This is a genomic window from Streptomyces sp. NPDC017676 (assembly GCF_044329325.1).
GTDB lineage: Bacteria > Actinomycetota > Actinomycetes > Streptomycetales > Streptomycetaceae > Streptomyces.
This window is the reverse complement of record NZ_JBIRJA010000008.1, coordinates 167112-179512: the sequence shown is the minus strand read 5'-3', so window position 1 is coordinate 179512 and position 12401 is coordinate 167112. Positions and strand designations below refer to the sequence as shown.

Annotated in this window: 13 protein-coding genes and 1 pseudogene; 4 read left to right on the top strand and 10 right to left on the bottom strand. The window is 72.9% G+C overall.

Annotation, left to right across the window (positions count from 1 at the left end; genetic code table 11):
* Positions 1–36 precede the first annotated feature (36 nt).
* Together ACH4LD_RS19245 and ACH4LD_RS19240 are read right to left on the bottom strand one after the other, a co-directional pair.
* Positions 37–1146: a sensor histidine kinase gene (locus tag ACH4LD_RS19245; protein WP_398056365.1), complete on the bottom strand. Its 1110-nt coding sequence runs from the start codon at positions 1144–1146 to the stop codon at positions 37–39.
* Positions 1139–1834, bottom strand: coding sequence for a response regulator transcription factor (locus ACH4LD_RS19240; RefSeq protein WP_398056366.1), 696 nt, complete (start codon positions 1832–1834; stop codon positions 1139–1141). Before ACH4LD_RS19240 ends, ACH4LD_RS19245 begins: the two co-directional genes overlap by 8 nt.
* Positions 1835–2079: 245 nt before the next feature.
* Between ACH4LD_RS19240 and ACH4LD_RS19235 the strand changes: the two genes are divergently transcribed.
* Positions 2080–3156: an endonuclease/exonuclease/phosphatase family protein gene (locus tag ACH4LD_RS19235; RefSeq protein ID WP_398056367.1), complete on the top strand. Its 1077-nt coding sequence runs from the start codon at positions 2080–2082 to the stop codon at positions 3154–3156.
* A 176-nt stretch (positions 3157–3332) separates the two neighbouring features.
* Positions 3333–3971: a DedA family protein gene (locus ACH4LD_RS19230; RefSeq protein ID WP_398056368.1), complete on the top strand. Its 639-nt coding sequence runs from the start codon at positions 3333–3335 to the stop codon at positions 3969–3971.
* A gap of 97 nt (positions 3972–4068) precedes the next feature.
* Here the strand turns inward: ACH4LD_RS19230 and ACH4LD_RS19225 are convergent.
* Both ACH4LD_RS19225 and ACH4LD_RS19220 read right to left on the bottom strand, forming a co-directional pair.
* Positions 4069–4787, bottom strand: a pseudogene (locus ACH4LD_RS19225) (DUF2625 family protein).
* A 29-nt stretch (positions 4788–4816) separates the two neighbouring features.
* On the bottom strand, positions 4817–5299 hold the full coding sequence (locus tag ACH4LD_RS19220) for a hypothetical protein (protein WP_398056369.1): 483 nt from the start codon (positions 5297–5299) through the stop codon (positions 4817–4819).
* 126 nt (positions 5300–5425) lie between these two features.
* On the opposite strand from ACH4LD_RS19220, the gene ACH4LD_RS19215 reads away from it, so the two are divergent.
* The gene (locus ACH4LD_RS19215; protein WP_132788362.1) at positions 5426–5785 is read left to right on the top strand and encodes a DUF779 domain-containing protein; all 360 of its coding nucleotides are present in this window, start codon (positions 5426–5428) and stop codon (positions 5783–5785) included.
* 140 nt (positions 5786–5925) lie between these two features.
* Positions 5926–7098: a phosphodiester glycosidase family protein gene (locus ACH4LD_RS19210; protein ID WP_398056370.1), complete on the top strand. Its 1173-nt coding sequence runs from the start codon at positions 5926–5928 to the stop codon at positions 7096–7098.
* Positions 7099–7151: 53 nt separating this feature from the next.
* On the opposite strand, the gene ACH4LD_RS19205 is transcribed toward ACH4LD_RS19210, so the two are convergent.
* From ACH4LD_RS19205 to ACH4LD_RS19180, 6 genes are all read right to left on the bottom strand, one after another.
* On the bottom strand, positions 7152–7346 hold the full coding sequence (locus ACH4LD_RS19205; protein ID WP_103815686.1) for a hypothetical protein: 195 nt from the start codon (positions 7344–7346) through the stop codon (positions 7152–7154).
* A 103-nt stretch (positions 7347–7449) separates the two neighbouring features.
* A complete protein-coding gene (locus ACH4LD_RS19200) occupies positions 7450–8313 on the bottom strand; it encodes a phosphatidylinositol-specific phospholipase C/glycerophosphodiester phosphodiesterase family protein (protein WP_398056371.1) in 864 nt (287 codons plus the stop codon).
* A 158-nt stretch (positions 8314–8471) separates the two neighbouring features.
* Positions 8472–9557: an acyl-CoA dehydrogenase family protein gene (locus ACH4LD_RS19195; RefSeq protein WP_398056372.1), complete on the bottom strand. Its 1086-nt coding sequence runs from the start codon at positions 9555–9557 to the stop codon at positions 8472–8474.
* A complete protein-coding gene (locus ACH4LD_RS19190) occupies positions 9554–10735 on the bottom strand; it encodes an acyl-CoA dehydrogenase family protein (protein WP_398056373.1) in 1182 nt (393 codons plus the stop codon). Before ACH4LD_RS19190 ends, ACH4LD_RS19195 begins: the two co-directional genes overlap by 4 nt.
* Positions 10732–11703, bottom strand: a complete 972-nt coding sequence (locus ACH4LD_RS19185) for an NADPH:quinone oxidoreductase family protein (protein WP_398056374.1) — start codon at positions 11701–11703, stop codon at positions 10732–10734. The genes ACH4LD_RS19190 and ACH4LD_RS19185 overlap by 4 nt, the downstream gene beginning before the upstream one ends.
* 86 nt (positions 11704–11789) lie before the next feature.
* Entirely contained in the window at positions 11790–12362 is a 573-nt protein-coding gene (locus ACH4LD_RS19180) for a helix-turn-helix domain-containing protein (RefSeq protein ID WP_103815682.1), read from the bottom strand.
* Between the last annotated feature and the right edge of the window lie 39 nt (positions 12363–12401).

Sequence of the window (12401 nt, the reverse complement as noted above, 5' to 3'; positions counted from 1 at the left end):
GCCGCTGACGCCGTCGGGGAACTCGCCCCTTGCCGCTCAGTGCAGGTCTGCGGGGGCCGCCGTGGGTAGTTCCACGGTGATGCGGAGACCGCCGGCGGCGCGCGGGGTGAGAGTGAGTGTTCCGTCGTGTGCGTGCGTGATGGTCCTGACGATCGCCAGGCCGAGGCCGACGCCCGCGTGGTCGGTACGGATGCGTTCGGTGCCGCGCTGGAACGGTTCGGTGAGCGTCGAGACCAGTCGCGGGGCCAGCCTCTCGCCCGTGTTCTCGACGGTGAGCACCACGGTCCGGGGGCGGACGCCGGTGCTGACCCACACGGCGCCCTGTTCCGGCAGGTTGTGGACGACCGCGTTGTGCACCAGGTTCGTGGTCAGCTGGAGCAGGAGCGCCTGCGACCCGCTCGTGGGGGCGATGTCGCCGCTGGTCTCGACGGTGACGCCATGCTTCTCGGCGAGGGGCAGGAGTGTTTCCGTCGCTTCCTCCGCCACCAGGGACAGATCGACGGGTTCCCGGGTGAAGGACCGCTGCTCCGCGCGGCTGAGCAGGAGCAGTGCCTCGGTGAGGTCGATCGCCCGGGTGTTGACGGCGTGCAGGCGGTCGACGAGCTCGCCGGTGTCGCGGCCCGGATCGGTGCGGGCCACGTCGAGGAGCGCCTTCGAGATGGCCAGCGGGGTGCGCAACTCGTGCGAGGCGTTGGCCACGAATCTCTGCTGTTCGGCGACGTGTGTTTCGATCCGGGCGAGCATCGCGTCGAAGGCGTCGGCGAGTTCACGGAACTCGTCCTGGCGCCCCGGCAGCCGGACGCGGTGGGAGAGTGATCCGTCCGCGGCCCTGCGTGTGGCGTCGGTGATCCGGTCCAGGGGGGCGAGCATGCGGCCGGCGAGGACCCATCCTCCCAGGAGACCGAAGATCAGCAGGAACACCACTACTGCGGCCGCCGACGGGGCGAAGGCGCGCAGGAGGCCGGACCGGACGGGGAAGACACCGTCAGGGGGGTCGTCGCTGCTGATGAGGAGCGCGCGCTCGGGGACGTAACGCAGCAGGAACACCCATACGGCGGCGAGCAGCAGGGCGCCCGCGACCATGAGGAATCCGGCGTAGCTGAGGACGAGTCTGAGGCGAACGCTCACCCCGGGCGCTCTATCCACGGCCCCGTCCCCCGGGCACGGCCTCCGGTCGCGTGTCGATGCGGTAGCCGGCGCCTGGCACGGTGGCGATGATCCATGGTTCACCGAGACGCTTGCGCAGTGCCGAGACGGTGATGCGCACGGCGTTGGTGAACGGGTCGGCGTTCGCGTCCCACGCGCGTTCCAGGAGTTCCTCCGCGCCGACGACACCGCCTTCGGCCGCGACGAGGACCTCCAGCACCGCGAACTGCTTCCGGGTCAGCGCGACGTAGCGGCCGTCCCGGTGGACCTCGCGGCGGAACGGGTCCAGCCGCAGCCCCGCGATCTCCCGCACGGGCGGTCTGTTGTGGGCGCGCCTGCGGTCGAGCGCTCGGAGCCTCAGCACGAGTTCGCGGAGGTCGAAGGGTTTGGTGAGGTAGTCGTCGGCGCCGAGTCCGAACCCGGAGGCCTTGTCGTCGAGACGGTCGGCCGCGGTGAGCATGAGGATCGGCATGCCGCTGCCGGAGGCGACGATGTGTTCGGCGATCTCGTCACCGGAAGGCCCGGGGATGTCGCGGTCGAGTACGGCGATGTCGTAGCGGTTGATGCCCAGCATTTCCAGCGCGGTGTCGCCGTCACCCGCGAGGTCGGCTGCGATCGCCTCCAGGCGCAGGCCGTCGCGGATGGCTCCTGCCATATAGGGTTCGTCCTCGACGATCAGCACACGCATGCGGGTGATGCTACGAGTCGGCACATATCGTCCGCGTATGGAAAACCGCATACCTGCCGGCAACACCGCGTTGCCTTGACTGGGGGCATGCGCCGAACCACACCGTCAGCACGAACGACGATCCACCGCACGCGCCGAACCACACCGTCAGCACGAACGACGATCCACCGCACGCGCCGGCCCCATGCCGTCGGCGTCGGCCTGCCCGCTCTCCGCCGGGGAGCGGCAGTGAGCGAGGGCGGGCGATGACGCAGGTGGACTCGGCGCGGGCCGGGCAGGGCGGCGCGGGCCGCGAGGACACCGGCGCCGGGACGTTGGGCGCGCGCATCCGCCGGGTGGTGCGCGCCGTCTCCCGGCCGGGGCCATGGAGGCGCGGGCCGGTGCTCGCGGCGTCGGGGGTGCTGCTCGGCCTGGTCCTGCTGCTGCACGCGCGGATCACGGACCGCGGGGGCCTGGGCAGCCTGGTGGAGACCTTCCTGCCGTGGTTCGGCCTGTTCGTCCCCGTACTGCTGACCGGCGCGCTGTGGCGTCGCTCCGCCTCCGCGGTGGTCGCGCTGCTGCTGCCGGTCGGGGTGTGGCTGAACCTCTTCGGCGGGCTGCTCGGCGACGGGTCCCACCCGGGCGGTGACCTGACCGTGGCCGAGCACAACGTCGGCGACTCCAATGCCGACCCGGCCGGCACCGCCCGCGACATGGCCGCCTCCGGTGCGGACGTGCTGGCCCTGGTGGAACTGACCGAGCAGGCGCGGGGCACGTACGAGAGGGAACTGGCGGAGGCGTACCCGTACCACGCGGTGCGGGGCACGGTCGGGCTGTGGAGCAAGCTGCCGCTGTCGGACACCCGGCCGGTCGACGTCAAGATGGACTACGGGCCGCTGGGGGACACCAAGCCGGCCGACATCAAGATGACCTACAACCGGGCGCTGCGCACCACGGTGGCCACGGACCAGGGCCCGCTGGCGGTGTACGTGGCCCACCTGGGCTCCGTACGCGTGTTTCCCCGGAAGGGTTTCTGGACGGACAGCCGGGACCGCGGCGCGAAGGCGCTCGCCGAAGCCGTCGCCGCCGAGCGGAACAAGCGGGCGGTACTGCTCGGCGACCTGAACGGCACCGTGGACGACCGCGCGCTCGCCGGCATCACCTCGCAGCTGCGGTCGGCCCAGTCCGAGGCCGGGAGCGGCTTCGGCTTCACCTGGCCGGCGAGGTTCCCGGTGGCACGGATCGACCAGATCCTGGTCCGCGGCGTGCGGCCGGACAGTTCCTGGGTGCTGCCGGCCACCGGCAGCGACCACCTGCCGGTGGCCGCCAGGATCAGTTGGTGAACACAGCCGAAGGGCTTCGATCGCGCTCCGGTCCGGCTCAAGGAAGTGGCCGTCTCTGACACCGCTACGAGGGCGGCGCGTCCGACTGATCTGCGCGACCGGCGCGCGCACGTGCGCCGAGCACGCGATGCTGGGGAGCATTACGGAATTCCCGAGGAGGCCGGGAGGCGTGGCCGGTGATCGCCGTCAACCCGATGGACAGCGCCTCGGTGCTGGCCGCCTTCGGTGCGCTGGGCGTCCTGGCCGTGGTCTTCGCCGAGTCGGGTCTGCTGGTCGTCGGCTTCTTCCTGCCCGGTGACACGCTGCTGTTCCCGGCCGGTGTGCTGTGCGCGGACAGCGCCCAGCAGCCGCCGCGGCTGGCGCTGTGGCAGGTGCTGGTGTGCGCGGCCGTCGGGGCGGTGGCGGGCGGCCAGGTGGGATACCTGATCGGACGGCACGGCGGCCGGGCGCTGCTCGCGCGCACGGGCAGCGGGCGGGTGAAGGACGCGGCGGCGCGGGCGGAGCGGCTCCTGGCCCGCTACGGCTACGGCAAGGCGCTGGTGATCGGCCGGTTCGTGCCCCTGCTGCGGACGGTCCTGCACCCGGTGGCCGGGGCCCTGGGCGTGCCGGCACGGACCTTCACCCTCTGGCAGACGGTGGGTGGTGTGCTGTGGTCGCAGGCGCTGGTGCTCGCCGGGTACACCCTGGGCGCGTCCGTTCCGCACATCGACGACTATCTGCTGCCGATGGTCGCCGTGGTCGTCGTCCTGTCGCTGCTCCCGCTGCTGCCGGAGGCCCGGCGCGCCCGCCGGCACCGGCGCGACTCCAGGCGCTGAACGCGCCACGGCTCACCCTCCGGATGTCCGCAACGGCCCCGCCGTCCCGGGCAGCATGGGCCCGGCCCCGCCGACGGGCCGGAGGCGTGCCGAGATGTCACAGCTCGCCCAGGAACCCCGGATCCGCCGGGCCCAGTCGCCGGGCGAAGTCGGCGGACACGCCCACGACTTCACGGAGCGCCACGGCCCGTCTGCTGGTGGCGGCGAGGTCCTCGTGCGCCTCCTTGGACCACAGGAACGGGACGACATTGATGCCCTGGGACAGCTCCAGGGCCGCCGCCTCCTCCCGCCAGCCCGGCCGGCGCAGCCCCGCGTGGAACCTCTCCGGCCCACCGGCCAGCAGCCAGCCGATCCACGCCGAGTGGCCCATCTCCAGCGCCTCCCACTCCAGGGTGTCGGGCGCGAAACAGGTCATCTGGCCCGGAGCTCCGGGGCGGCCGATGCCCGCCGGGTCGTGGCCGTTGATGCAGAAGACACCGCCGAGCACGTCATGGCCGACGACGAGCCCGGCCGCCGGGTGCCAGTGCGGGTCCGGCTCCTCGGGAAATCCATTGATGCGGCCGAGGCTCGGCAGGCGTCGGCGCTGCCCGCGCCGTACACCCGCAGCCAGCCGTCGTCCACGACCAGCCCGCCGCAGTGCAGGGTCAGCGCACCGAGCGCCGACCTCGCCGTCACCTGCAACTGGAGGAGACAGCGGCGGACCTCGTCGGGGTCGGCGGGCAGCACACGGACGGGTACGGCACTGCCGGCGAACGCCTGCTCAAGCTCCGGCCAGGCCGGATCGGCCACTTGGACCAGCTCATCGATCTCTCGCATCCGGAGATGATCGCAACAGCGTCGCCGTCCTAACGCCCCCTGCCGTCCTTACGACGCTTCCGGTTCGGCCGGTGCACCGTGTCCAGTTCTCCCACCGCCGCGCGTACATGGGCCGGATCGCCCGACCGGCCGCCGCCGGCGCAGCTCCAGACCGGGCGGCCGGACTCCTCCTCCATGTGCATCCCGAGGCCGTGGAGCGTGCAGACCGGCCACGCCTGCCACAGGCACCCCATGATCGTGTCCTGGGCGGCCTCGGCGATGGCCCACAGCGCCCAGTCGGCGGAGCCGGCCGGCTCCAGGGAGTTGCCGTGCGCGTTGCCGTCGGCCAGTGCGACGTAGACCTGTTCGTCCTCGTGTGCGTCCGCCGGGTACGCGATGAGGCGCAGCGGGAGCTGCCCGGGCAGGGTGACCGCGAGGTCCCGGTTGACCGTCGCCAGTGCCTCGTCCCACAACGGGTGTTCACCGGTGGGGACGAAGCGGGGCTCGGGCGGGCTCGGGAAGGCAGGGCGCATGCGTCCATGGTCCCAGCTCGCTGCGAGACCGGATGCGGTGGGACGACTCGGCGTTCTGGACGGGTTCGTGACCATCCGTGAGACTGGAGCCGACGATCCGACGCCCCCGCTGTCCAGGACGGTGACATGGAAGAGGAGATCCCGCGCGTCGCGCTGACCCCGCAGGCCGCGGAGCTGGTGCGCCGCCTGCACGCCGAGCACGGCCCGCTGATGTTCCACCAGTCCGGTGGCTGCTGCGACGGCAGCGCCCCGATGTGCTATCCGGACGGCGAGTTCCGTACCGGCGGCTCGGACGTGCTGCTGGCCGAACTGACGGTGGACGGCGTGCCGGAGCCCGTCACGTTCTGGATGTCGCGCAGCCAGTACGAGGCCTGGAGCCACACGCGGCTGATCGTGGACGTCGTGCCGGGGCGAGGCAGCGGCTTCTCCCTGGAAGCACCCGAGGGGGTGCGTTTTCTCACCCGTTCTCGCGTCGTCGACGCCTAGTCGGCCCACCGGCCGCCCGAGTCTGGTGCACTGCCCCTGCGGTGAGGACAGTTGACGAGACATCAGGGGGCACGGTGACGAGACCTCGCAGGCGTTCGGCGGCGGGCAGAGCGGTTCTCACGATTGTCACGGCGTTCGGTGTGCTGGCCGGTGCGGCCCTGGCGGGGGCGGCACCGGCCGGCGCCGCGCCGGCCGGCACGCGGCTCGCGCCGGGCGTCACCTACCGGCAGTTCGACATCGACGCGGCGGCGGGAAAGGCCCGCGCGCATCTGCTCACGGTGGACCTGGCCAACCCGCACGTCCACGTCGGCCTGTTGTACCCGGGCGCGGTGGCGGCCCGCGCGACCGTCTCCCGGCTGGCGGACTCGGCCGGCGCGGTCGCCGGGGTGAACGGCGACTTCTTCAACATCACCGAGACGCAGCACCCGGGCGTGCAGGCCACAGGCGCGGCCGTCGGACCGGCCGTGGCCGACGGGCAGGTGCTCAAGGCGGCGGTGCCCGAGGGCCAGCGGTTCGGACCCGCACTGCCCGCGGGCACGACCACCCGGGACGTGTTCGGCGTGGGCACCGACCGGCGAGCCCGCCTGGACCGCCTCTCCCTGTCCGGCTCGGTCGGCACGCCGCAGGGGCAGTTGCCGCTGAAGGGCCTCAACCAGTACGCGCTGCCGGTGGATTCGGTCGGTGCCTTCACCGCGCGCTGGGGCAGCGCCTCCCGGGTGCGGGCCGTGTGCGGCACGGACGCCCGGCGTGCGGCGCCGTGCAGCGACGACACGTACGAGGTGAAGGTGCGCGGGGGCCGGGTGGTCTCCGCCACCGACGCCCCGGGCAGCGGCTCGATCCCGGCGGGCACCACGGTCCTGCTGGGGCGCGAGGAGGGCGCGCGGCGGCTGCGCAAGCTGTCGGTCGGTGACCCGGTGGACGTGACGCACACGTTGGTGGCGTCCTCGTCCGGGGTGCCGTACGCGTTCGCGATCGGCGGCTTCCCGGTCCTGCGCGACGGCAGCCCGCTGTCCGGCCTGGACGACAGCACGTCGGCGGTGCGGACGGTCGTCGGGTACAAGGGTGGCGGGCAGCAGATGCTGCTGCTGGCGCTGGACGGCTCGGCGAACTACCGCAGCGGGTTGACCGTCGCCGAGGAGGCGCAGACCATGCGCTCGCTGGGGGCCACCGCCGCCTTCAACCTCGACGGCGGAGGCTCGACGGAGCTGGTCGCCCGCGACGCGGACGACGCCGCCGTGACGGTGCGCAACCACCCCAGCGGCGGCGCGGAACGCCCGGTGCCCAACGGCATCGGCGTCTTCTCCACCGGCTGAGGCCGGTACTCCACCGACTGAGGCGGGTACTCCACCGGCTGGCGCCGGGAGACTCAGGGCCGCAGGCCGCTCACCAGGTCGGCGGTCGCGGTGAGCCCGCTCTGGATGGTGGGTGCCATGCTCGTGCAGGCCAGGTAGAAGCCGAGCAGCAGGCAGACCAGGGCGTGCGAGATCTTCAGCGAGCAGTTGCGAATGAAGATCACGGCCAGGACCAGAAGCAGCAGCACCACAGAGATGGAGATGACCATCGGGAACCCTCCTCCGCCACGCCCCGTGTGCGGCGTTCGGCCGCAAGTGTGGCGTAACGGAGGGTTCGTCCGGGCTGCTGACGTGTCCTCCGATCGTGTGGTCTTACTCGGAGGGCTGGGCGTCGAGGAAGGCTTCCAGGCCGGCGAGGTCGTCGGTGTTGAGGTAGTCGACCCCGGCGGCGAGCAGCTCCGTCCACAGCGCGTCCCGGGCGGGGCCCGCGGTGTCGGGGGTGGCCCAGAACCGGACCTGCTGCCCGCGCGCGTGGGCGGCGCCGGTGATGCTCCGCAGCTTCTGCCGCTCGGCGTCCGGGAACGCCCCGACGCCCGTCCAGGTGAAGTACTGCGTCCAGTTGTCGCTGATCAGCGCGATGAAGGAGGCCGGGGCGGGGCCGCCGAGGTCGGTGAGGCGGCCGTCGTAGAAGGCGCGGCGCTCGGTCTGCGCCTCCATCGGGGTACGGGCCGCCCGGTCGCCGGAGATGACCGCGGTGACCGGCCCGGCGTGGACGCGACCGTGCGCGTAGCGGGTGAACAGGTGCGGGTAGCGACGCAGGTGGCGGTCGAGTTCGAGGTACGTGGCGGAGCCCTCGGTCTTGATGTCGATGAGGAGCTGGAGCGGCCGGCGCGAACCCCGGTGGACGTGGCCGTGGTTGGTCTTGACCCGGGCGGCGAGCGGTTCCAGGTAGAGGGATTCGAGGGTGCGGGACGGGTCGAGGTCGGACGCCTCGTGGCCGACGAGGAGCTGGTCGCCGACGAGGAAGATGTCGGCTTCGACGCTGCCGAACCGGTGGTCGAGGGCGTCGAACAGGGGGCGCGGGTGCTCGTAGTCGTTGTGGGCGTGGGCGTGCCGCAACGGGCGCGGGTGACGCGTCCGTTCACCGGCCAGCGCGGAGCCGGCGGGCAGGGCGAGCGTGCCCGCGAGGGCGGCGCCGAGGGTGGTGAGGGCTCTGCGACGGGTGGTGAGGGCCATGCACTGCCTCCCTGGGGGTGATGGGGACCGGGGAGAGTATGCGTGCACTCGCCACCGAAGGGGCCTGCTCGTACCGGGAGTTGGCGCTCTGTTCACTTCGCCGGTGCGCGCGCACGAAAAAGCCCGCCCCGGGTGGGGCGGGCTTCACCGTGGGTGTGTCAGGGTGTCTGGAGGGGTGCCCGGAGGTCGACCAGCGCGGCCAGCGCCTCGCGGTGGGCGCCCGCCGTGCCGTACGCGATCGAGTCCGCCTTGGCCCGCTTCAGATACAGGTGGACCGGGTGCTCCCAGGTCATCCCGATCCCGCCGTGGAGCTGCAGCGCCTCCTCGGTGACACGGACGGCGACGGGCGCCGCGTACGCCTGTGCGACGGCGACCGACACCTCCACGTCCTCGCCGGTGGCGAGCGCGTCGGCGGCGGCACGGGCGGCGGCCCGCAGGTGCACGACCTCCAGCCACAGCTGGGCGAGCCGGTGCTTGAGCGCCTGGAACCCGCCGACCGGCCGGTTGAACTGCTTGCGCTCCTTCAGGTACCGCACGGTTTCCGTCAACGCCCAGTCGGCCGCGCCCAGTTGCTCGGAGGCGAGCAGTCCGGCGGCGGCGCGCAGGGCACGGCGTACGGCGGGTTCGGCGGCGCCGACCCGGCGGCCGGGTGCGCCCTCCAGCCGTACGGCCGCGAGGGGGCGGGTCAGGTCCAGGGAGACCTGCGGGGTGACCGTCACGGCGTCGGCGGCGACGGCGTACAGGCCGCCGTCGTCGGCCGGGACGAGCAGGACGTCGGCGACGGCGGCGTCCGCGATCCCCGTCAGCTCGCCGTGCAGGGTGCCGTTCTCCACGCGTACGGCCGGGGCGCCGGCGCCCGGAGCCGTGTGCAGGCCGACCGCGAGGGCGCCGATGGTGCGTCCGGAGGCCAGCTGTCCCAGCAGCTCGGCGTCGTCGCAGGCGAGCAGGGCCTCGGTGGCCACGACCGCACTGGTGAGGTACGGCACGGGAGCCACCGCCCGCCCCAGCTCCTCCAGCACGACGGCGACCTCGCGCGCGGAGGCGCCCTGGCCGCTCCGCTCCTCGGGGACCAGGAGACCGGCCAGGCCCATGCCGTCGGCGAGCAGCTTCCACAGGGCGCGGTCGTGCGGGGTGTCCGACTCGGCGCGGGTGATCACGTCGGCCGGTGCGCAGTGATCCGTGAGCAGGTCGCGGACGGCGGCCCGCAGCGCCTCTTCCTCCTCGGAGTACAGCAGGTCGGTCATCGGGCGAGGTCCTTCCAGGCGACGTCCTTGTCGGTGCGCGGCTCGGCGGGCAGGCCCAGGACGCGCTCGGCGACGATGTTCAGCAGGACCTCGCTGGTCCCGCCCTCGATGCTGTTGCCCTTGGAGCGCAGATAGCGGTAGCCGGCGTCCCGGCCGGTGAAGTCGACCAGCTCGGGGCGGCGCATGGTCCAGTCGTCGTACAGCAGGCCCTCGGCGCCGCGGAGTTCGACCTCCAGGCCGCTGATCTCCTGGTTGAGGCGGGCGAAGGCGAGCTTCATGCCGGAGCCCTCGGGACCGGGCTGGCCGGCGACGAGCTGCTGGCGCAGGCGTTCGCCGGTGAACCGGGCGACCTCGGCCTCGACCCAGAGCTTCAGCAGGCGCTGGTGCAGGTCGTGGGTGCGCAGTTCGGGGCGCTCCCGCCAGGTCTTCGCGACCGGGCCGATCATGCCGCCCTCGCGGGGCAGGGCCATGCCGCCGATGGAGACGCGCTCGTTCATCAGCGTGGTCTGGGCGACCCGCCAGCCGTCGCCGATCTCGCCGAGGCGGCGGTCGTCGGGGATGCGGACGTCGGTGAGGAAGACCTCGTTGAACTCGGCCTCGCCGGTGATCTGGCGCAGCGGCCGGACCTCGACGCCCGGGTCGGTCATGTCGCAGACGAAGTAGGTGATGCCCTGGTGCTTGGGCACGTCCGGGTCGGTGCGGGCGATGAGGATGGCCCAGCGGGCGAGGTGCGCGCTGGACGTCCACACCTTCTGCCCGTTGACCACCCAGCGGTCGCCCTCACGGACCGCCCGGGTGCCGAGCGCGGCCAGGTCGGAGCCGGCGCCGGGCTCGCTGAAGAGCTGGCACCAGACCTCCTCGCCGGTCCACAAGGGGCGCAGATAGCGGCGCTTCTGCTCCTCGGTGCCGTACTTCAGGATCGTCGGCGCGGCCATGCCGAGGCCGATGCCGATGCGCCGGGGGTCGTTGTCGGGTGCGCCGGCCGCCGCCAGCTCGGCGTCCACGACACCCTGGAGGGTGCGCGGGGCGCCCAGTCCGCCGAGGCCCTCCGGATAGTGCACCCAGGCGAGGCCGGCGTCGAAGCGGGCCCGGAGGAAGTCCAGGCGGTCGGTGCTCGCGGGCGGGTGCTGCGCGAGCAGCTCCCGGGTACGGCGGCGCAGTTCTTCGGCGTCGGTCATGCGACGGCTCCGTTCTCCAGCACGACGGCGATCCGGCCCGTGGTCACCCCGTCGGCGACCCGCTGCACGGCACCGGCCGCCTCGGCGAGCGGCACCCGCTCACTGACCAGCGGCTTGATCGCGCCCCGGGCGGCCAGCTCGGTCAGTTCCTCGTGGCAGCGCTGGACCAGCTTGGGGTTCTTGGTGTTGTACAGGCCCCAGTGCAGGCCGACGATCGAGTAGTTCTTCACCAGGGCGTGGTTGAGGGCGGGGCTGGGGATGGTGCCGCTCGCGAAGCCGACGACGACGATCCGGCCCTCGAAGGCGACCAGCTTGGCGGACTGGGCGTAGGCCTCGCCGCCGACGGGGTCGTAGATCACGTCGGCGCCCCGGCCGCCGGTGGCCTCCTTCACGGCGGCGACGACGTCCTCGGAGCGCCGGTCGACCACCACGTCACAGCCCAGCTCGCGGGCGACGGCGGCCTTGTCCGCGCCGCCCACGACACCGATCACCGTGGCACCGGCCGCCTTGCCCAGCTGCACGGCGGCGCTGCCCACGCCCCCGGCGGCGGCGTGCACCAGCAGGGTCTCCCCGGCTTCCAGGCGGGCGCGGCGGTGCAGGCCGAACCAGCCGGTCTGGTAGCCGATGTGCAGGGCGGCCGCCTCGGCGTCGTCCAGCGACTCGGGCGCGGGAAGCAGGGCGCGGGCGTCGGCGAGGGCGTACTCGGCGAAGCCGCCGTGGGGCAGCGCGGGGTTGGCGATCACCCGGCGGCCGTCCTCGGTCTCGCCGCAGATCTCCACGCCGGGGGTGAAGGGCAGCGGCGGACGCACCTGGTACTGGCCGCGGCACAGCAGCGCGTCCGGGAAGTTGACGTTGGCGGCGCGCACCCGCAGCAGCACCTGGCCGTCGCCGGGCGTGGGCCGCTCGACGTCATGGAGGCGCATCACCTCGCTCGGCTCGCCGTTCTCGTGCACTTGCCATGCCTGCATGCGGGGCCTCCACGGGACTGCTTCGTCTGACCGGGTCCGACGGCATACTAAGCGGTCGCTTGCCGATCAGGGAACAGTCGCGTGGGTCACGTGCGGGCGGGCCGCGCCCGTACGTGCATCCGCTCCCCCTGCGGCCCGAACAGACTCAGGAACTCCACCGGCCCCTCCCCCGTCGACCCGAACCAGTGCGGCACCCGTGTGTCGAACTCGGCCGCCTCGCCCGCGGACAGCACGACGTCGTGCTCGCCGAGGACCAGGCGGAGCCGGCCCGAGAGGACGTACAGCCATTCGTAGCCCTCGTGGGTCCGGGGGTCGGGCTCCTGGCTGCGCCGGGGTTCGAGGACCTTGAATGCCTGGAGCCCGCCGGGCTGGCGGGTCAGCGGCCAGTGGGTGCGCCCACCCCGGACGATCGGCTTGGACCGCACCCGCGGGTCCCCCACCGGCGGCGCTCCGACCAGCTCGTCCAGCGGCACCTGGTGGGCCTGGGCGATCGGCAGCAGCAATTCGAGGCTGGGCTTGCGCAGGCCGGACTCCAGCCGGGAGAGGGTGCTCACGGAGATGCCGGTGGCCTCGGACAGCGCGGCCAGGGTCACCTCCCGCTCCTTGCGGATGCGGCGCAGCCTGGGGCCCACGTCCGCCAGTACGTCCTCTGTGCTCATGGTCCCTATTGCAGGAACGGCAAATCCGTTTGTCAATCC